Here is a 20,605-nt window from a genome sequence, read left to right as displayed (position 1 = left end):
TGCGAATGCCGCAGCAGCCCGTTGGCAGCTGCAAGTCAAAGCAAGTAGCCGATTAGCGCTTATCGATCGGGATATAAGCTTGATGCGACGGGCCTGTGTACTCGGCGCGCGGACGGATCAGGCGGTTGTTCTCGTACTGCTCGAGAATATGCGCAGTCCAGCCCGACGTACGGCTGATCGCAAAAATCGGCGTAAACAAGTCGCGTGGAATTTCCAGCGAGGTGTATACGGACGCGGAGTAGAAGTCTACGTTCGGTTTGAGTCCCTTTTGACCGGTTACAATCTCTTCGATTTGGATCGACATGTTGTACCAGTTCAAGTTGCCTGTAATTTTACTGAGCTCTTGGGACATCTTTTGCAGATGCTTCGCGCGCGGATCGCCGTTTTTGTACACGCGATGGCCGAAGCCCATGATTTTCTCTTTGTTCGCAAGCTTCTCGTTGATATAGCTGGTGACGTTGTCGGCCGTGCCGATCTCTTCCAGCATGGCCATGACCGCTTCGTTGGCCCCGCCGTGCAGCGGTCCTTTGAGCGCGCCGATCGCCGAAGTGACGCCGGAATAAATGTCGGACAGCGTCGCTACGGTGACGCGAGCCGCGAAGGTGGAAGCGTTAAGCTCATGGTCTGCATGAAGCACGAGCGCTTTGTCCAGCGCTTCAATCGCAACTTTGTCCGGCTGGTTCCCGGTCAGCATGTACAGGAAGTTCTCGGCAATCGAAGCGCCTGCTTTCGGTGCGATCGGCTCTTGGCCGGCACGAATGCGCGCGAAAGCCGCCACGATCGTCGGCAGCTGCGCCTGCAGTTTTTTCGCTTTGCGCAGATTCGCTTCTTGGCTCATATCGTTAGCTTCCGCATCGTACAACGCCAGACTGGAAACGGTGCTGCGAAGGGCAGCCATAGAGTTAACGTCTTTCGGGTACAGCTTGATCTGATCGATCACTTGCTGTGGAATTTGAGCATATCCGCTCAACTCGATAACCAGATGGTCCAATTCGGAGCGATTCGGCAGCTTGCCGTACCATAACAGATACACTACCTCTTCGAAAGTGGCGTTTTCTGCAAGGTCGTCGATGTTGATGCCGCGATAGGTTAGCACACCGTCAATGATCGAGCTGATGGAGGACGTTGTGGCTACGATCCCTTCCAAACCTTTGGTAGCTGTCAAGATAATCTCTCCTTTTGCGTTCAATTTCACATAAGTCTACTATAATTGATTTAGAAGACAATGTGAACAAATTCAGACATAAAAGTTCATTATCGGCACAATAGAAAAAACTTCTGAATCCCCATATTCGTTGATTCCGCGCCGTTTTCAAGACCGCTCCGCTTGCCCTCAGCAAGGAAACGGCCGGCGGAATTAAACCATTTTTGCTGTGTCCGGGAATGGAGTCCGCGTCGTTTCCCCTGTAAAAGCATTTTCTAAATGCTGTTAGTTTATACCGAAACTTGTCACATCATCCGCTTTCGTTCCGCCTATTCAGCCATCGTCATTCCCGCCAAAAAAACGAGTAGCTCCCCGTCCCGATCCGTTTGCGGATGATGGCCAAAATCCACCGCGTGAAGATCGGCCGCGTGACCGGGAAAACCATCAGGAAACCGAACACGTCGGTGATCAGCCCCGGAGACATCAAGAGCAGTCCTCCGGTGAAAATCGCAATGCCGTCCAAGATGGAATCGGTCGGAAATGCCCCGACGGACAGCTGCTGCCGCGCATATGTCCATACTTTACGCCCTTCCCGGCGGGCGAGCCATGCGCCCAGAAAGCCGGTCAGCACGATAAGTCCGAACGTCTGCCAGCCGCCGATCAGCTTCCCCATCTCAAACAGTCCCCATATTTCCAAGGCGGGAACCAGAATGAGTGCAATCACGACGATACGAAACATAGACGCTCAGCTCCATTTCTGAAGAAGTGCAAACAGTTCCGGCGCTTCTCTGTCGATGCGGACCGGCTTCCAGTCACGGTTCAGCCACACGTGCTTCGTCCCTCCGCTGACAAGCAGCTCATCCCCTCTTCGGATCTCGCAGGCAAACTGAAGACGAAGATTCGTCCTATCCACAATGCGCGTTTCGATCGTAATCCAGTCGTCATAACGCGCCGGCTGGCGAAATTTCAACTCTGCCTCAATGACCGGCAGCAGCAGACCTTTCTCTTCCAGCGTGCGGTAAGGCATGCCCATGTCGCGGATCATTTCGGTTCGGCCGATCTCGAACCAGTTCAAATAGTTGGCATGATATACGACGCCCATTTGATCGGTCTCCTGATAACGGACGCGAAGCTCATGTGTAAACATCGCCGCGGCGGCCTCCTTTTCATCCATCCATCGAGTGATCGGAGGGTGAACCCCCTACGTTAAGCCTGGAAACGGAAAGAGCGAAACCGGTCCTCGATTTCGCTCCCTCCCTTCCGTTCTATTCATACGCTGCTTCTGCTTGTCCAACGCTTCTTATTGAATGCGACCCGCTGCAAAGGATTGGCTTGCCCGGTCGCCCTCTGAAGCCGTCGCGCAGCTTAGTGAGAAAGACACCGTACCTTACAGGACGCGCGCGCGGCCGGAGTAAATCACGCCCACTTCCGGATAGATCGATACTTCCGCGCCGTCTTTCAGAATCTCGGTCGCGCCTTCGACGCCAACGATTACCGGCTTGCTCAGGCTGATGCCGACTACAGCAGCGTGGGACGTAATGCCGCCCGTCTCCGTAATGACAGCTGCCGCTTTCTCGAAAGCAGGCATGTATTCTTTATCCGTCGTCAACGTCACAAGGATGCAGCCTTCGGTTGCCTTCGAGAGCGCTTCTTCCGCCGTGCGAGCCGTAACGACGAAGCCGGTGGCGATCTGCGTGCCGATCCCTTGACCTTTGGCGATCATCTCGCCGATTTGATGCACCTTAATCAAGTTCGTTGTTCCAGAACGGCCTACCGGTACGCCCGCCGTAATCACGACATGGTCGCCCAGGCTGACAAGGCCGGCCTTGACGCTCATATCGACCGCATGCTCGAACAGTTGATCGGTGGAAGTGCAGGATTCGCCTTTGATCGGCGTGACGCCCCATACGAGCGACAAGCGGCGAAGCACGCGCTCATCCGGCGTAACGGCAATGATCGGCGCCTTCGGACGGTATTTCGATACCATCCGCGCGGTATAGCCGCTCTCCGTAGCGGTCAGGATCGCTTTGGCATCCAGATCCAGCGCGGAGTTCGCCACCGCTTGCGAGATTGCTTCGGTGACCGTACGCTGCTGCGCATTGCTTTGACGCACGAAAATTTCGCGATGCTCCAGCGCCGTTTCCGTACGCTCGGCGATGCGCGCCATCGTCAGCACGGATTCGACCGGATATTTTCCTGCCGCGGTTTCCCCGGACAGCATCACCGCATCCGTTCCGTCGAAGATCGCATTCGCCACGTCGCTCGCTTCCGCACGGGTTGGGCGGGGATTGCGCTGCATCGAATCGAGCATCATCGTTGCCGTAATAACCGGCTTGCCCGCTTGGTTACATTTCTTAATCATCGCTTTTTGCACGATCGGCACGTCTTCGGCCGGAATTTCCACGCCCAAGTCGCCGCGCGCTACCATCAGACCGTCGGACACTTCCAAAATTTCATCGAGGTTGTCGACGCCTTCCTGGTTTTCGATTTTGGAGATGATTTGAATATGCTTCGCGTTGTGGCGCTCCAAAATTTCACGGATTTCGATAACGTCGCTGGCCTTGCGCACGAAAGAAGCAGCGATAAAATCCACACCCTGCTGAATGCCGAAAATAATGTCGTTTGCGTCTTTTTCCGTAATGCCCGGCAAATTGATTTTCACGCCCGGCACGTTTACGCCTTTTTTGCCGCCGAGCAATCCGCCGTTTTTAATGCGGCATACGATGTCCGTGCCGCGAATATCTTCTACTGTGAGCCCGATCAGGCCGTCGTCGATCAAGATCGTGGAACCGACCTTCACGTCTTTGTACAGATCCCGGTATGTAATATAGACGCGCTCTGCATCCCCGACGATTTCTTCCGTCGTTAGCGTGATCAGGTTGTCCTGCACGAGCTCGACCTTCTGATCGTCCTTCAGCTTGCCCGTACGGATTTCCGGTCCTTTGGTATCCAGCAGGATCGCTACATTTTTGCCCAGTTCCTGACAGGCTTGACGCACGTTCTTGATCCGGTTGCCATGCTCTTCAAAGTCGCCGTGGGAGAAGTTGAGCCGGGCGACGTTCATCCCGGCGTTGATCAATTTTTTGAACATGTCCAGCGATTCGCTCACTGGGCCGATCGTACATACAATTTTGGTTTTACGCATGATTAGGGTTACCCTCCTGAATTGTGGTGAAGCGGCCGATTTTTCTGAATTTCGCATATCGGTCTTCCGTAAGTTGAGTTTCTGTCATTTTGGAAAGCTCCTGCAGATTCGTCCACAGCGCCTGCTTGATTGCATCGGCCTGCACAACGATATCCCGATGGGCGCCGCCCTTCGGTTCCGCAATAATGCCGTCAATGACGCCGAGCTTCAAGATTTCGTCGGCCGTGATCTTCATCGCTTCCGCCGCCTCCATCGATTTGGAAGCGTCCCGGTAAATGATCGAAGCCGCACCTTCCGGCGTAATCGCCGAGTAAATCGCGTTCTCGAGCATATACACGCGGTTGCCTACCCCCAGCGCCAGCGCGCCGCCGCTGCCGCCTTCGCCGATCACGACGCAAATGATCGGAACGCGCATGGACGACATCTCCATCAAATTGCGGGCAATTGCCTCACCTTGATTGCGTTCTTCCGCTGCACTTCCCGGATAAGCTCCCTTCGTATCAATGAAGGTAATGATCGGACGTCTGAACTTGTTCGCCTGCTGCATCAAGCGAAGCGACTTGCGGTATCCTTCCGGATGCGGGCTTCCGAAATGACGGGCGATGTTATCCTTCGTATCCTTACCCTTCTGATGCCCGATAATCGTTACAGGCACCCCATTGAGCCGGGCCACGCCGCCGACAATCGCCAGATCGTCGCGGAACATCCGGTCGCCGTGCAATTCGATGAAATCCGTGAAAATGTGCTGAATGTAATCAAGCGTCGTCGGACGCTGCGGATGGCGGGCAATTTGCATTTTTTGCGCCGTGCTCATTGAGCTGTACAGTTCTGCTTCCAACTGCTCGTAGCGCAGTTCAAGCCGGGCGATTTCGTCCGTGAAATCAATCTGCTTGTCCTGGCTGAACCTTTTCAGCTCTTCGATTTTCCCCCGCAATTCAATAAGCGGTTGTTCAAATGGCAATTCAACTGCCAACTTCCGTCACCTCCTGGAGCGAATGCATCGCAAGAAGACGCGACAGCGTACTGCGCATTTCTTTGCGGTGGGTTACCAAATCAAGCTGACCGTGCGCCAAGTTGAACTCCGCAGTTTGGAAATTGTCCGGCAGCTTCTGCCGAATCGTCTGTTCGATGACCCTGCGTCCCGTAAAGCCGAAAGAGGCACCCGGTTCCGCAATGATGTAATCGCCGAGCGTGGCGAAGCTGGCTGTCACGCCGCCGAACGTAGGGTCCGTAATGACCGAAATATACAGACCGCCCTGTTCATTCAATCTCGCCAAGGCTGCGCTTGTCTTCGCCATCTGCATCAGGCTTAAGATGCTTTCATGCATCCGCGCACCGCCGGAAGTGGAAAAAATAAGAAGCGGAAGCTTCTTCTCGACCGCTTGCTCAATCGCATTGGTCACTTTCTCGCCGACAACAGATCCCAGCGAGCCGCCCATGAAATCAAAGCTCATGACCGCCATGACGGCACGGTAGCCGCCGATGGTTCCTTCCCCGGTAATCACGGCGTCCCGCATGCCGGTAGCATCTACGCTTTTGGCATATTTTGCTTTATAATCAGGGAAATCAAGCGGGTCCTCCGACGCCATGTCGCTGTCATACTCCAGGAATTGACCCTCGTCCATGATCATCTGAATCCGCTCAACGGCGTTCAGCTTGTAATGATAATCGCATGCCGTGCAAACTTTTAAATTTTTGTCCAGCTCTTTGTTATACTGGATCGTTCCACACCTCGGGCACTTGTTCATCAAGCCTTCCGGAATTTCACGCTTGGGCCGCTCCTCGGGAACGTCCAATTGTCCGTCAACCACCGGGTTTTGTAAGGGCCTGCTTGTTGAAGGAACGGTGGCGTACTTTCTTTTCTTCTGGAATAAGTCTTTGAATTGCATGAACTACACCTCGCCCTACGGTTTTAAGCCTGTCCAAAATGAAGAAAAGCTTCTGGACCGAAGCCATCACGATAAAGATACGTTCGTGTTTTAAATGAAATTTTTCTCATGAACAAACCGTTTGGCCTGCTGGGGCACTTACCGAAATGACATGCCCTCTACTCATAAGAAAAACTTATGATCGCAACAGCTGCAGAACGGCTCCGTATTTATGATCGATGCAAAATGGAGTTCAATACTTCCTGCACTTCCTCCACTTCGCCTTCGGGTACTACGATTTCGAATTGGTTCTTTGTCATGTTGATTGCCCTTACCTGAACAAGAAATCCCTCTTCCGTAAGTCTTTGCTTGATTTTATCAGCAATTTTAGCGGTCGGAGCAATATAAATAACCGTCCACATGAAAAAAGACCTCCCGAACATAATGCAATAATGATAACATAAGTCCACTTTTTCCCGCAACCGGAGCATCGAGGGGGGGCCGGAAGGTCTAAATTCCATGGATGGTTGTCATTAAGGCGATTCGGCTTGGCTCGGAGGGTTGTCCAGTTCATCCTGATGCCGATGGGCGATTCGGGCCGATGCCGCCGCGGCCAGTCCGGCGACCAAGTCGTCCAAAAACACATGTATGCCAGAGGGATGATCGTTCAATTCGCGGATAATGCCGATTTTCTTCTTGTCCAAGTAACCGAAGCTCGTTAGACCGATCATGCCGTACACATTGACGATGCCCAGAGCCAACGTCTCGTCTACGCCGTAGAGCGGGGTATCGGCTTCCATAATCGCTTGCAGCGGCTGCGGCAGCATTTTCTTCTCCGCCAGCTCGTCGAGCGCAATGCCGGTATAGAGCACATACTGCACTTCGCGTTTACCAAGCACATGCAGGACGCTGTCCACGCAGCTTTGTTTGGACAGCTTGGGATTATAAGGAAGCTGAAGCGAAAGCACAATGTCCGCGATACTGTCGATGGTCACACCGCGACTTTCCAGGCATTCGATAATGGTATCATCCTGATTCATCAAAAAATACGCCTCCTCCGAAGGATCAGTAACATGCGGCAAACGCGTTTGACCAGCAGGAAGCCGCTCGTTGTTGCGCGGGTTACTTAATCTATGCGGAGGAGGCTGGGATTATTTCACTTTTACCGATTCTTTACCGAGCAGCCGCTCAATGCTATCGAGCAGTTCCTGCGTCGGGTTGACCCTGTATTTATCGCTCAAGCCGAGCGAACGCTGCGACTTCTCGTAGTACAGCACGACCGGCAGCAATCCGCCATGCCTTCCGAGCACCCGCTTGAGCATCTCGAGCACGGCGGGCTTCTCATGCAGCGGCGAAATTTTGACATACACGCGCTGGACAGCCGCTTCCGCAGATGCGGCTGCGGCGGCGGGAGGGACGGAGTCGGCCGGCTTGGGTGCGGAGGACGGCTGAGCCCCTGCTCCACTGGCGGACGCAGTTGCGGAAGAGACGACTGTCCCCCCGCCGGATGCAGCGGCGGAAGGAGTGCCCGGCCCTCCGGCCGGACGCTCCTTGACCGCGGGCCGCCCCGCCGGTCCATTCCTGCGGGCCGCGCCCTGCCTGCCCCCAGCTCCGCCCGCTGACGGCTTCACCGCCTTCAGCTCCAGGTGCGGGTCGTCCATCGCAAGCAGCTGATCGGCCAGCAGCTTGTAATCCTCATCCCCGAGCTGAAGCTTCGCGATCACCAGCACGGGCTTGCCTTTTTGCACAAGCGGCGCGTGCTTTTTCCACACTTCGGGAAACAGCACGACTTCCGTCTTCCCAACGCGGTCTTCCAGCTCCATGAACGCCATCGGCTGTCCTTTCCTGGTAACGATCGTCTTGCTCGAGACGACCAGTCCGGCGACCATCACTTCGCTTCCGTCGGGGTATTCCTGCAGTTGATGCATCGGATCGAGCTCCAGCTTACGCAGCACCTCTTCATGGTCGTCCATCGGGCTGCCGGAGATGTACAGTCCGAGCAGCTCCCGCTCCAGCTCCAACTGCTGCGTCATCGTGAAGGAGGCGATGTCCGGATACTGCACTTCCCAGTTCGTTTCCTCCACGAAGCCGAACCCGTCCAGAACAAGCTGCAAGTCTTCGCGATCCTTGCGCCATTTGACCGCCGCATCGACGGCGTCCTCCAGCATCGCGAGCAACTGCGCCCGGTGACCCGGCAGCGAGTCGAACGCACCGCCTTGTACGAGCGATTCCATCACCCGCTTGTTGCACACCCGCAAGTCGACCCGGCGGCAAAAGTCGATCAGGCTCGTGTAAGGTCCGGATCGGCGCTCGGAAATAATGGATTCGATCGCATGCGTGCCGACGTTCTTGATGGCCGCCAAACCGAACCGGATCGCTGGCTTGCCGTCCGGCTGACTTGGCAAAGGCGTGAACAGGAAGCCGCTTTCGTTCACGTCGGGCGGCAGTACGGGGATGCCCATCCGGCGGCATTCGTCCACATACTCGGCGACCTTATGGTGGCTGCCCATGACGGCCGTGAGCATCGATGCCATGAAGTGGACCGGATAATGCGTCTTCAAGTAGGCGGTTTGAAACGCCAGAACCCCGTACGCCGTAGCATGCGCCCGCGGGAAGCCGTAGTCTGCGAAGCGGACGATCATGTCATACACCTTGTTCGCTTCGGCTTCCGTATAGCCTTGGCCGAGGCTGCCTTTAACGAAATGGGCCCTTTCCTCGTCGAGCACTTCGCGCTTCTTCTTGCTGACGGCGCGCCGCAGCAAATCCGCCTCGCCAAGACTGAAGCCGGCCATCAGCGATGCGATCTGCATGATCTGTTCCTGATATACGATGATGCCGTACGTATCGCGAAGGATCGGCTCGAGCAGCGGATGCGGGTATTCGACCTGCTCCGTTCCGTGCTTGTATTCAATAAATTTGGGGATGAATTCCATCGGACCCGGCCGGTACAATGCGTTCACCGAAATAATATCCTCGAAGCCCGAAGGCCGAAGCTCCTTCAACACCCTTCGCATGCCGGGAGACTCGAGCTGAAACACGCCCGTCGTATCCCCCCGGCACAGCAGCTCATACGTCGCCGGATCATCCATCGGGATGTTCGTCCAGTCGAGCGTTTCTCCCATCTGCTCGCGAATCCATTCGAGCGTCCGTTCGATGATCGAGAGGGTGCGCAAGCCGAGAAAGTCCATTTTGAGCAGGCCGATCGACTCCAGATGCTCCATCGCATACTGCGTCAGCGCGGTCTGCTCCGTGCCCTCCTGCAGCGGGACGTACTGGGTCAGCGGCTCGCGCGAGATGATAACGCCCGCCGCATGCGTCGACGCGTGGCGCGGCATGCCCTCGACCTTCATCGCCAGCTTCAGCAGCTCCGCCGTCTTCGGCTGCGCCGCCGCCAGCGCCTTCAGCTCGGGGCTTGCCTGCAGCGCCTCCGACAGCGTCATTCCGAGCTGGTGCGGGATCAACTTGGCGGCGCGGTCGACCTCGCCGAACGGGATGTTCAGCACCCGTCCGACGTCCCGCACCGCCGCCTTCGCCGCCATCGTTCCGAAGGTGATGATCTGCGCGACCCGGTCACGGCCGTATTTGCCGACGACGTAGTCGATCACTTCGTCACGCCGCAGGTCGCTGAAGTCGATATCGATATCGGGCATCGATACCCGCTCCGGATTCAGGAACCGTTCGAACAGCAACCGATAGCGAATCGGGTCGACGTCGGTGATCCGCAGCACGTACGCGACCAGGCTTCCCGCTGAGGACCCCCTCCCGGGTCCCGTCGCAATGCCGTTCTCGTGGGCAAACCGGATAAAATCCCAGACGATCAAAAAGTAATCCGAATACCCCATCCGCTCAATGACCGATAGCTCGTACTCGAGCCGCTCGAGCACGCCTTGGCGCCAGCTCTCGTCCTGCCATTCCTCCGACAAGCTGTAGCGCTGCACGACGCCTTCGCGGCAAAGTTCGGCAAGATATTCGCCTGCCGACATCCCTTCCGGAATCGGCTCGAATTGCGGCAGAATCGACCGGCCGAATTCGAGTTCGAGATGGCACTGCTTGGCGATGGCGGCCGTATTGGCCAGCGCCTCCGGCACATGCGGAAACAAGCGCGCCATCTCATCTGCACTTTTCAAATACAGCTGCGACGAATGGAACTTGAGCCGTTCCTCGTCGTCGACCGTCTTGCCCGTGCCGATGCAGATGAGAATATCCTGCACCTCATGCTCCGGCTCGCGCACATAGTGCACGTCATTCGTCGCTACCAGCGGAATGCCCGTATCGCGGCTTAGCCGCAGCATCTCCTGCAGCACCTTCTTTTGCTCGGAGAGACCATGGTCCTGCAGCTCCAAATAAAAATCGCTGCCGAAGATGTCCCGGTACCGCAGCGCCGCCGCCTTGGCCTCGTCATACTTGCCGTGCAGCAAATGCTGCGAAACTTCGCTGCCGAGGCACGAGCTCGTGCAGATAAGCCCTTCGGCATGCCGCGCCAGCAGCTCCGGATCGATCCGCGGTTTATAATGGTAGCCTTCCAGATGGGCGATGGAGACAAGTTTCATCAAATTTTGATAACCGGTCATGTTTTTCGCGAGCAAAATCAAATGGTAAATCGGCTGCTCCTGCCGCGTGCCCTTCTGCCGGATCGAACCTGCCGTGTAGTATACCTCGCAGCCGATGATCGGCTTGATGCCGCGTTCCTTGCAAGCTTTGTAAAAAGGAATCGCACCGTACATGACCCCATGATCGGTGAGCGCGAGCGCCTTCATGCCCAGACTGGCCGCTTGGCCCACCAAATCGTCGATCCGCGCGGCCCCGTCCAGCAGGCTGTATTCGCTATGTACGTGTAAATGAACGAACCCGCTCATCCGGGCCGCCTCCCCTGACGTAAATTTATTATTATTATTTTAGCATAATGCGAACAAGTGTGCCATACAGTAGGTAAGAGAGGACAGGTTATGCGCAGTTTGCCGGTCTGCGGACGAGGAATAGCTAAGCGAACAAACCAGCGCCTCGGCCGCAATCCTGCCTCGCGCAGCCTGACACGCGGGCAGACCGCAGCGAAGCAAAGCGCGGAGTGCTGCAGCAAGTAACGGGAGGGAAATGAAATGGCGGCTTTCGTGTCGAAGTGTTTGCTTGATTTTTTCGTGGCGTTCGGCGTCGTGCTCGGGGGAACGATGCTCGCGGGGATCAGCGCCGTCTTCACGCTCGAGCCCCCGGTCTACCGCATGACGAGCGTGGCGGAGCAGATCAAAATATGGGCGATGGTAGCGGCGATCGGAGGAACGATCGATCCGATCCGCGCGATCGAAACGAATTTCATCGAAGGTCACATCTCGCCGGCCATCAAGCAAATCGTTTATATCGTCTGCGCGTTTACGGGCGCTCATATGGGCTCCACGCTGATTCAATGGATCTGTAAAGGGGGAGCCAATGGGTGAGCACGCCTGAAGCCCGGCAGCCGGGCGGCTTCCTGCGCACGGCGGGACTTGTCATCGCGGGGATGGTGATCGGTGCGGCTTTGTTCATGAGCCTGTATCACCACCAGCTCAATTTCATCATCGAGCAGTATCAAGTGCTGCGAACGGATCTGAATCAACTGCAAAGGGAAAATGCGGATCTGAAAAAAACAAAAAATCAACAAAATACGATCAACCTGCTGCAAGTGTATGTCGTCCCGGGGGAGCATACTGAGCTGGACAAGTTGACGGAGGCGGAGCTGCGGCGCCGCATTAACAGCGATTTGCGCGGAGTCATCATCGGCCGCAAAATTTCCGATTTTGCCGAGAACCCGGATATTTACGAGAAAATATTGGTGCAAAAACCGTATTTGGCCGTCATGGATAAAGATTATATGGTGCAGAACGTAAAATGGATGGTCGTCACACAAACCGAGCTGAAAATTTGGGTCACGGTCAAGGAGTGGAAACGGATTCCGATGTCCTAAACAAGGAACGGCGCGGAGATTTGGTTGATTTTCATGCCAAAAATCGCTAAAGTGGAAGCAGACGACGCCCCTTGTCCGAGATCGCGATCTCCGGGCGACCCTTGTTTAGAAGGAAGTGCTTGTTCCCATGCTGGAAAAGTTCCAAGTTGTGCTCAGCGTGCTGATTGTGATCACGCTGCTCTTTACCGTGTACTACAGCTTCCGTTACCGCCGGGGACAGGACGCCACAACTCGCGGCTTGTACGCCTCGCGCATGAATATCGCTATGGGATTGATGCTGACGGTCATCGCCGTGTCGCAGCTGTTCTTTTTCACCGACTCGGTGACCCGCCGCATCTTCGGAACCGTCTGCCTGCTGCTCGGCTTGTTCAATTTGTTTGCGGGGATCCGCAACCATATCCATTTCAGCCGTCAAAGATAATGGGCGCATCGCGACGGTGCGTAAAGCTTCCACATCAGGCTGCTTTCCCACGCGTCAACACGCGCGAAATCCCAGGTGCACGTTCGATCCAAGTTCGCACCCCAATTTATGGTCTTGGATCATGCGATGCGGCCCCTTTGGCGGGTATAAAAGTAACAAGCTCTGCTCCCATTATGTGAGTAGAGCTTTTTCTTTTTGATTCAGGAGCAGGCAATCCACAACTATTAATTGCCCTTAATGTACTAAATCAACGCGATCAGGCGGAAAACAGCGAAATAGTTGGCAAAACCTACTATTCAAACGGATCACCCTCTGAATAGTTCGATTAGCCGAACAGTTGAGCGGAAAACCGCCATTTGAAGTAAAAAAAGTTCGGTTTGGGCAACAATTTATTGGATTATTGAGTTACTCCTTACGCAGACATTTCCTTGCTCACGTTCAAGCACTGTCTCGTATGCCTATGCATCCTACCGCTCGCCTTGCGACTCAACGCCTCTCCATGTACCTTATCCCATCCCCTTGCAAGCCCCGATGCGCCCTGATGTACCTTGACGTGCCCCGTGGTCCGCTAGCCGCATCCCCGCTACCCTTGCTCGATCACCTGCGCCGTCAGCATCGATTTGGCGACCATCGATCCGCCATGGAAAATTTCGACATCTGTTTTGGCGAATTTACGGCTCACTTCGATAATTTTCGCGTGTATCTCAACTTCGCTGTCGATTTGCACGGGCTTGACGAAATACGACGACATGTTGTCGAGCACCAGGTCGCCCTTCTTCACATCCTGCACGGCGTGGTACGCCGCCTGCGTCATCAGTACCGTCAGCACCCCCTCGGAGACAGTACCGAGCCGGTTCGTCATCTGGGGCGTGATCGTTCCGCGAAATACGGCTTGCTCCGACGACTTGTCCTTGACCTCCGTGAAGCCGGACCAGATCAAATCCTCGAACGTTTCGCCGTGCTGCGGCTGGCGCTGAATGTGCTGCATCGCCTTCAGCACGTCCTTGCGCGAGATGACCGCCGTCACCTTGCGGTTCATATCGATGATTGGCAGCAGCTCGATGCCTTCCCACACCATCATATGGGCGGCGGAAGCGACCGACGTGCTGGGGCTCGCCGTGACGGGCCCGCGCGTCATCAGCTTGTCGATGGTTTGCTGCGATCCCGCGCCGATCAAGTCTTTGGAGGTGATCATGCCGATGACGCGGTTCCACTCGTCGACGACCGGAAAACGGCTGTGGCCGGTTTCCTCGTGCAGCCGCTGCCAGTCCTTCAGCGTATGGTTCGCCTTCAGCGAGTACACCTGCATCTGCTTCGGAATGATGTCCTCGATCAGCAATATTTTTTTCTTGATGAGCCGGTCGTAGATCGCCCGATTGATCATGGAAGCGACCGTGAACGTATCGTAGCTGCTTGAGATGATCGGCAGCTCCAACTGATCCGCGAGCCTCCGCACTTCCTCGCTCGTCCCGAAGCCGCCGGTAATGAGCACCCCTGCGCCATGCTCAAGCGCGCCGCTGTGCGCCGTACTGCGGTTCCCGACGATCAGCAGGCTGCCGGGATCGATGTAGCGCATCATGGCGTCCTCCTCCATGGCGCCGATCACGAACTTGTGCAGCGTCTTCTCGACGCCTGCCTGGCCCCCGAGCACTTCCCCGTCCACCATATTGACCACTTCGGCGAACGTCAGCTTGTCGAGCTGGTCACGCAGCTTCTTCTCGACCCGCACCGTGCCGACCCGCTCCTTCGTCGCGACAAGTCCGAGCGTATCGGCTTCTTTGATAGCCCGGTAAGCGGTGCCTTCGCTGACGGCGAGCTTGTCCGCAATTTTGCGTACGGATATTTTGCTGCCCGGAGACAAGCTTTCGATATATTTAATAATTTGTTCATGCTTGGTCGAGGCTTCCTGCATACCGTTATTCGTCTCGCTCATCTGTATGATCATTCCCGTCTCATCTGTATTCATCTGTACTACTATTATAGCGCTTGGCAAAAAAAAAGACAGTGCATCGAACAAGATCCGGCGGGCAGAAGCATATACATCGAAAGAAGGAATTTCAAGAAGGAGGTTACCAACCGATCATGTCGCAAAATCCATTTGGAGGGCAAATGCAGAACTTGTACGAGTTGGAGTCAACCACGGCCGACCTGCTGCATAAGTGCAGAGAAAAAATTCACGCCATTTGCGCCGAGCATATGCATAAACCGATCCGGGTACAAACGGTTCACGGACAGATGCACGACGGGCTCCTTGTTCATATCGACTCGTATCATATTTATTTGCAAATGATGCCGGGGCACAGCCGCGCGCTGCTGCCATACGGTTACCCGGGATTTAATCCGTACTATAACAACGTCATCCTGCCGCTCGCCCTGTTCGATCTGCTGACGATCGCGCTCCTGGTGTAAGGCGGAGAGGGGCGACTATCTGCTGCACTTGTGCCGAACGGGCGCGCAAAGGGATTCGTGCAAAGGTTCGCGCCCCCCAACACAATCGTCGATTCCACCGCTTCCATACCGTGAATACGCCATCCGGTTCCGATCCAGACGGCAAACCGCCACCCAACCGCATGGCGATCGCGCAGCATGTCACCCGCTTGCTACAGGCGGGACGGATTAGACAGGAAGTCCCGACGCGACGCTTTCATTCTGTCAACGCTATGAACCTTAAAGACCGCCAAGCGAAAGCCCGCAGGCCGAATTCGGCTCCGCGGGCTTTTGTATGGGCACGCCGTCATTTTTTCACCTGCAGCAGTCTGCGCTTGCCTTGTACGGCCTGCTCCAGCTGCCAGCGCTTCATTCGCTTGATCTTGGTCAGCTCCCGCTTCGTCTCTTCCTCGACGCCCAGCAGCTCGTGCAGATGCGCCGCTACCACCAGCAGCGCAAAAGCAATCCAGGCCAGGCCGAACACGGTAGGCAGCGTGAGCCCCCCGCTCAGATCGATGCGCGGGACCGCATACAGGATCATGCCGAGCGCGAGCGCCATGTACACCACGTTTTTTTTCCCTTTCATCCCCTGCTCCTCCTCTCGCACAACTTGTACGATACATTGTATGAGAGCAGCAGAGGAAATAGCACAGGTTTTGCGCGCTTCCCTTTATCCCCGCGACAAGGCGGCCTTCCGTCTGCGCTGCCGCAGCAATCGGACCGCTTGGCCGTACAGCGCGGATAATGCCCACGGCAGCAGCAGGCTTACGGCGAACGATGCGGCCGTATTCGCATGGTATGCCCCGATGTCATGCGGATCGGCGGGGACGTGTACGCGCCAATAGGTCAGCACGGCCGGATGAACGAGATAGATGCCGAACGAAACCGCTCCAAGCCACAGCAGCCTATTCGACAGCCCTGGGGCACGCTTCAGGATGATCGCTCCCGCCCGGATGAACGTCATGCAAGCCAAGGCGGCATATACGAAAAATAACACCGTGTACAAGCTTCCCTCCAGCAGGAACGGAGCGCGGTCTTCCAGCAGGAACAGACCGGCAAAGCTGCAGCCGAGCAGCACGGTGAGCGGCAGCAGCCACCGGAAGCTGCGGTCGGCCCAGCGGCTAAACGCTTCGTAATGAAGGCCGATCCAGGCGCCCAGCGCGAATACGCTGAAGTAATTGATACAGAGCGAGGCCATGTTCGGAATCGGCTCCAGCCAATGATTATACCCGTAGGCCAAAGCTTGAACGAGCAGTCCGAGCCACGGCAGCCCCTCGCGGCCCAAACGGCCCGCGCTATGGCACAGCCACATCAGGAGCGGAAACAGCAGGTAGAACTGGACGATGATGATCATAAAATATAAATGGTACGAAGCGTCGGCCCAAGGCAGCAGTTCGGCGAACTCCGCCCAGTCGATATGCAGGCGGTCCCTCTCGAACATCCACTGATCGTAAAGGTAATAAAAGAACGACCAAAATACATAAGGAAACAATACCTGCCTGATCCGTCTTGAGTAAAACCGGCCCGCCTGCCTCCCGCTCCAGTCTCCGTCGTAGCGGTAAAACAGGACAAGCCCGCTCACCATAATAAATACAGGCACGGCAAAATTGCACAGCTTGTTGATCGTCAAGTACAGCAGCTGCGGCCCGCTGCCGAACGGAAGCTGCACGGTCGCTTCGGACGTTGCATGAATAGCCACGACCGCCACAATCGCCACCGCCCGCACGATTTCCAGCTCCAGCAGCCGGGGTTTTGATTTTTGGGGTGCTGCCGCCACCGCGTTCTCTCCCTTCGAGCGACCGGGCGCCGTTAATCCGTTTGGCCGGTGCGCAGTAAATTGGTGGACACCTCGATACGGAATTTCGCCTTAGGGTAAATTTGCTGCCACTGTTCGATCGTCAAACCGGAATGCCGGATCCGGGCGCGGTATTTATTGCCGAAGCCGACCGGGTCCACCGCCAGCTTCTGCGTCTTCTGCAGCAGCCTCTCCAGCGAGCGTTTGATTTCCTCATTTACGGCATGCTCGATTTGCCTGAGATGACGGCGCTCCCGCAAGTCGACGGGAACGGAAATCTCCAGCAAGCGCGCTCTCAGCCTCAGCTTGATGTGAAACAGCGGCTGCTGCGGGTCCAGTACGGAGATGGACGATTTGCTATGGATCGAGTCAAGCGTCACGTACGTATGCTTTCGCTTTTCAGGCTGCTTGTCTTGGCTGATGATGGCCGCCTGCGGCAGTGTCAGCTCGAAAAATCCCGTCGTATACCGCTTTTTCAGCAGGCGCAAAAACAATACTTCCTTCAGCGGTATCGTACCTGCCATCTTGTCGCCGCGAAACAGCGCCGCCCCCTGCAGCCGGAGTTCGTCGTCCTGCTGGACTACATAGGGCAGCGACGCATCGATGCCGGGAGAATCGAGATCGCGGACGAATTCGTGAAGCATGGCGGAGATCATTTGCTCGCTCTCCATATTTTGCTTGATCGATTGGAACAAATATTCGCCGACATTGCTGATCTCCGGATACCGCCTCGTCAAAATATCGAACGCAGGCTGCTGCGAGATCGCCAAATAAACGCCCGATCCGATGTCCGGGTCGCGCGTGAACGTATCGACGATGCTGGTGAGCCCTCTTTTCGCCAATTCCTCGTGCAGCAGCAGCACGCGAAGCTGTCCAGACACGAGCATTTTTCGCGATTCAGCGTTATTCTTCAGACGTATGCCCTTCACGGTGTAAGCCGTAGAAGAGATCACGTTGGACCGTTCTCTTGCTTCCGGATCGATTTCGTATAAGACCGAGGTGCCATTAAGCTGGTCCCCCGGGGCCATATCGATTCCAGCCACAATGACAAGACCTAATCGTTCGAGCACCTTGGTATGCAGGCAGCCTGTCGCCAGCGCCGCAGCCATAATCAGCAGCCCAGCAGTGCCTGCGGCTTTGCTTTTTTTCATGCCGCACGTCCCCCCGTTTTCCTCATTCTTCCTTTTTTCCATTGGACTAAGGCGAACAGCAGCACAGGATACAGAAACACGAGCGCGCCGCCGATATACCGCATCACCTGGTAAAGCGCGGCCATATTTTGCTTCCCCGGCATCAAATAGATCATGACCACCAGCGCAGCGCAGCACAAATACAGCGCATACTGCTGCTTCATGCCGAACACGGACCGAAGTCCGCGGGTACAGCACCATAAATACAGCAAGCAGTTCGGCAGCACCAGCATCAGCCAGTACGCCGCGGCGACCACCTCGAACCGTTCGAGAAACGGAAACTGCACGACTTTGTACCAGGTGTACGTGGGCCACAGCGTATCGGTGAGCTGCTTCCCGCTATAGAAGAGGATGGCGCACAAGAGCGAGATGATGTAGGTCAGTACGGTGGCAAGAACGGCGAGCTGCGAGAATTTGCGGACGTTCTGCTTATCCTGTACGAACGGGTAGAGGAAATAGACGAGCTCCATCCCCAGCATCAAGTAGGTGGATTGGTATACGCCGCTCCAGATTTGCCGGGCATTGGCTTCCAGCACCGGCAGCAGGTTATCGATGCTTGCAAACTTCAATGGAAAATACATGAGCAAAAACAGCCATAAGGACAGGATGAACGCCATCGTGGCAAACCCGGCAATCGCATGAATGCCGGCAATGATGCCGTATATAAACAAAAGACATAGCAATCCCGCGAACAGCCAGCCTTGCAGGTCGGGGAACAGCCACGTCTGGACGACCTCCGCATAAGAATGCACGATGGTCAGACACATCAGGAACAAATACACCGCGTAGATCAGGTTCGGAAGCTTGGCCAGCCACCGGCCGTATACGTCCTCATGAATGGCGTACAAATCTTTGTTGCCGTACTGACCGGCGGTTTTGGCGATAAAAAACGCGGCGGCCATCGAGATCGGAGCCATCAGCAGCAAACAAATCCAGGCATCGTGGCCTGCCGCTTTATACAGCGTGCGCTGAAAACCTTGCGATGGTTCCGCCAGCTGCGTTCCGGAGATGCAAAAAAACACCGCATAGGCGCGAATCAGCTTGGCGCTACGAATCGCCTTTGTTGTCGTCACTTGCCCTCACCTGCCGGTTCCTCATAGATGTCCTCGGTCCTGCGCTGCTGCCAAGCGCGCCTACTGTTCCTCACCATTCCGATATTCATCGGATACAGCGGATACATATAGGAATGGCCGAGCGTGGAAAGCCGCAGCAGATGCAAAATCAGAAAGCTCGCCCCCATCACGATGCCGATCGCGCCGAGCCATCCGGCCAGAAGCAGCATCGGAAATCGCATAATCCGAATCGCCGCCCCCATCAAGTACACCGGGGTAATGAAGGACGAGAGTGCCGCCAGCGCAACGATAATAATCAGGATATTGCTCGTAAACCCTGCTTGCACGGCCGCTTGCCCGATGACGATACCGCCGACGATACCCATCGTCTGACCGACCTTCGTCGGCAGCCGAGCCCCCGCCTCCCGCAGCAGCTCGATAATAAATTCGAGCAGCAGCGCTTCCATCAGCGGCGGAAAAGGCACCTTCGACCTTGACTGCGCCAGCGGCACAAGCATGTTGGAGGGGATCAGCTGGTAATGATACGTTAACGCCGCGACATACATCGGTGTGAAAAAGACGGAGATAAACATCGCCACGGTCCGCAGAAGACGCAAAAACATCGCCATATTTCTGCGCAGGTAATCGTCCTCGGCCGACTTGAAAAAATCGAAGAATGACGCAGGCGAGATCAGCGCCGAAGGCGTGCCGTCCATCATGACGACCAGCTTGCCTCCCGTCAGATTCAGGACGACCCGGTCGAGCCGCTCGCTCGGTACCATCTGGGGAAAGAGCGAGTGCGGATCGTCGTCGATCGATTGCAGCAGCATCGAAGTATCGGTAATGCCATCCTCTCTCACCTTTGAGAGCCGATCCTTCATCAGGACCACATCGGCGTCGCGCGCTTTTCCCTCCAAATACAGCAGCAGCACGTCCGTTTGGGTATCCCGGCCGATCCGGAATGATTCGAAGCGCAAGTTCGGGTCTGGCAAATATTGCCGTACCATCCCCCGGTTCGTCTCCAGCGATTCCGTGAAGGCGAGCTGCGGTCCCATAATTTGCGATTCCACTTCGGGCTTCGACGGGTTGCGCTCCACGGTCTTGCTCGTATTAAACAAGAAGCCTCCCGGCTCCTGAGACGCGTACACATAAGTCCAGCCGGCAATGAGCCTGCTGACGATGACGGGCAGCTCCCGCACCGGCCCTTCCTGCTCCAGCGGAACGTGATGAACCATCGCCTGCAGCGGAAGGCCGCTTTGCAGCCGCTCCTGGAGCGGCTCGGCAAGGTACCTCCGCACCAGCATCACGTCGGTTCTCTCTTCGAAATAAATAAGCACAAGCTGTCCCTCGGAACGAGGGAAGGTAAGCGTTTGAATCTGGCCGTGCCGCTCCAGCTCGGAATACAAGGAAGACGCTATCGGGTTGTGCTGATCCGGCATGGTTGACACCCCACTACGAGTCAAGTCGTCTAGTAGGTTTTCCCTTGAAAGTACAATTTATTCCATGACCCGGGTCGCTTCCGCCGCAGCCGCGTCTCCCGGGGTCGCAATTCGCCCCAACCGGACACCCCTGTCGCATGCCCGGTTTTTCTTGCGGCGTTTTGCCGCAGTTTCTTTTCACCAAGGGGT

Annotated in this window: 19 protein-coding genes; 4 read left to right on the top strand and 15 right to left on the bottom strand. The window is 55.9% G+C overall.

The features are described from left to right. Positions 1 to 52: 52 nt before the first annotated feature. The 9 genes from citZ to KXG62_RS25955 form a co-directional block, all read right to left on the bottom strand. Positions 53 to 1,165 carry a citrate synthase gene (gene citZ, locus KXG62_RS25995; protein WP_218094950.1) on the bottom strand — a complete coding sequence of 371 codons (1,113 nt, stop codon included), beginning with the start codon at positions 1,163 to 1,165 and terminating at the stop codon, positions 53 to 55. Positions 1,166 to 1,487: 322 nt separating this feature from the next. Next, a complete protein-coding gene (locus KXG62_RS25990) occupies positions 1,488 to 1,883 on the bottom strand; it encodes an FxsA family protein (protein WP_218094949.1) in 396 nt (131 codons plus the stop codon). A 6-nt stretch (positions 1,884 to 1,889) separates the two neighbouring features. Next, a complete protein-coding gene (locus tag KXG62_RS25985) occupies positions 1,890 to 2,291 on the bottom strand; it encodes an acyl-CoA thioesterase (protein ID WP_246627645.1) in 402 nt (133 codons plus the stop codon). Between the two features lie 240 nt (positions 2,292 to 2,531). Beyond that, positions 2,532 to 4,289 (bottom strand): pyruvate kinase, encoded by a 1,758-nt coding sequence (pyk, locus tag KXG62_RS25980; protein WP_218094947.1) that lies wholly within the window; start codon positions 4,287 to 4,289, stop codon positions 2,532 to 2,534. Then, a complete protein-coding gene (locus tag KXG62_RS25975; protein WP_218094946.1) occupies positions 4,282 to 5,262 on the bottom strand; it encodes an acetyl-CoA carboxylase carboxyltransferase subunit alpha in 981 nt (326 codons plus the stop codon). The genes pyk and KXG62_RS25975 overlap by 8 nt, the downstream gene beginning before the upstream one ends. Beyond that, positions 5,252 to 6,178, bottom strand: coding sequence for an acetyl-CoA carboxylase, carboxyltransferase subunit beta (gene accD / locus KXG62_RS25970; RefSeq protein WP_218094945.1), 927 nt, complete (start codon positions 6,176 to 6,178; stop codon positions 5,252 to 5,254). The genes KXG62_RS25975 and accD overlap by 11 nt, the downstream gene beginning before the upstream one ends. Before the next feature lie 209 nt (positions 6,179 to 6,387). After that, positions 6,388 to 6,579 (bottom strand): glutamate decarboxylase, encoded by a 192-nt coding sequence (locus KXG62_RS25965; protein ID WP_218094944.1) that lies wholly within the window; start codon positions 6,577 to 6,579, stop codon positions 6,388 to 6,390. Positions 6,580 to 6,690: 111 nt separating this feature from the next. Continuing rightward, positions 6,691 to 7,197: a phosphatidylglycerophosphatase A family protein gene (locus tag KXG62_RS25960; protein ID WP_218094943.1), complete on the bottom strand. Its 507-nt coding sequence runs from the start codon at positions 7,195 to 7,197 to the stop codon at positions 6,691 to 6,693. 111 nt (positions 7,198 to 7,308) lie between these two features. After that, a complete protein-coding gene (locus KXG62_RS25955; RefSeq protein WP_218094942.1) occupies positions 7,309 to 11,013 on the bottom strand; it encodes a DNA polymerase III subunit alpha in 3,705 nt (1,234 codons plus the stop codon). A gap of 240 nt (positions 11,014 to 11,253) precedes the next feature. On the opposite strand from KXG62_RS25955, the gene KXG62_RS25950 reads away from it, so the two are divergent. The 3 genes from KXG62_RS25950 to KXG62_RS25940 all read left to right on the top strand — a co-directional run bounded on the left by KXG62_RS25950 (position 11,254) and on the right by KXG62_RS25940 (position 12,513). Next, a complete protein-coding gene (locus KXG62_RS25950) occupies positions 11,254 to 11,586 on the top strand; it encodes a YtrH family sporulation protein (RefSeq protein ID WP_218094941.1) in 333 nt (110 codons plus the stop codon). Next, the gene (locus KXG62_RS25945) at positions 11,583 to 12,092 is read left to right on the top strand and encodes a sporulation membrane protein YtrI (protein ID WP_218094940.1); all 510 of its coding nucleotides are present in this window, start codon (positions 11,583 to 11,585) and stop codon (positions 12,090 to 12,092) included. The genes KXG62_RS25950 and KXG62_RS25945 overlap by 4 nt, the downstream gene beginning before the upstream one ends. Before the next feature lie 127 nt (positions 12,093 to 12,219). After that, positions 12,220 to 12,513, top strand: coding sequence for a YtpI family protein (locus KXG62_RS25940; RefSeq protein ID WP_218094939.1), 294 nt, complete (start codon positions 12,220 to 12,222; stop codon positions 12,511 to 12,513). A gap of 583 nt (positions 12,514 to 13,096) precedes the next feature. On the opposite strand, the gene KXG62_RS25935 is transcribed toward KXG62_RS25940, so the two are convergent. Then, positions 13,097 to 14,458, bottom strand: coding sequence for a DRTGG domain-containing protein (locus KXG62_RS25935; protein ID WP_246627644.1), 1,362 nt, complete (start codon positions 14,456 to 14,458; stop codon positions 13,097 to 13,099). A 137-nt stretch (positions 14,459 to 14,595) separates the two neighbouring features. Between KXG62_RS25935 and KXG62_RS25930 the strand changes: the two genes are divergently transcribed. Beyond that, a complete protein-coding gene (locus KXG62_RS25930; protein WP_218094938.1) occupies positions 14,596 to 14,922 on the top strand; it encodes a hypothetical protein in 327 nt (108 codons plus the stop codon). A gap of 325 nt (positions 14,923 to 15,247) precedes the next feature. On the opposite strand, the gene KXG62_RS25925 is transcribed toward KXG62_RS25930, so the two are convergent. From KXG62_RS25925 to KXG62_RS25905, 5 genes are all read right to left on the bottom strand, one after another. After that, complete coding sequence (locus KXG62_RS25925) at positions 15,248 to 15,526, bottom strand: hypothetical protein (protein WP_218094937.1); 279 nt, start codon at positions 15,524 to 15,526, stop codon at positions 15,248 to 15,250. A gap of 84 nt (positions 15,527 to 15,610) precedes the next feature. After that, complete coding sequence (locus KXG62_RS25920; RefSeq protein WP_218094936.1) at positions 15,611 to 16,717, bottom strand: acyltransferase; 1,107 nt, start codon at positions 16,715 to 16,717, stop codon at positions 15,611 to 15,613. A 32-nt stretch (positions 16,718 to 16,749) separates the two neighbouring features. After that, a complete protein-coding gene (locus tag KXG62_RS25915) occupies positions 16,750 to 17,886 on the bottom strand; it encodes a Ger(x)C family spore germination protein (RefSeq protein ID WP_218094935.1) in 1,137 nt (378 codons plus the stop codon). After that, the gene (locus KXG62_RS25910; protein ID WP_218094934.1) at positions 17,883 to 18,998 is read right to left on the bottom strand and encodes a GerAB/ArcD/ProY family transporter; all 1,116 of its coding nucleotides are present in this window, start codon (positions 18,996 to 18,998) and stop codon (positions 17,883 to 17,885) included. Before KXG62_RS25910 ends, KXG62_RS25915 begins: the two co-directional genes overlap by 4 nt. Next, positions 18,995 to 20,416 carry a spore germination protein gene (locus tag KXG62_RS25905; protein ID WP_218094933.1) on the bottom strand — a complete coding sequence of 474 codons (1,422 nt, stop codon included), beginning with the start codon at positions 20,414 to 20,416 and terminating at the stop codon, positions 18,995 to 18,997. Before KXG62_RS25905 ends, KXG62_RS25910 begins: the two co-directional genes overlap by 4 nt. Positions 20,417 to 20,605 lie beyond the last annotated feature (189 nt).

The organism is Paenibacillus solanacearum, assembly GCF_910593845.1.
Classification (GTDB): Bacteria; Bacillota; Bacilli; order Paenibacillales; family NBRC-103111; genus Paenibacillus_G; species Paenibacillus_G solanacearum.
This window is presented reverse-complemented; position numbering and strand designations above follow the sequence as displayed.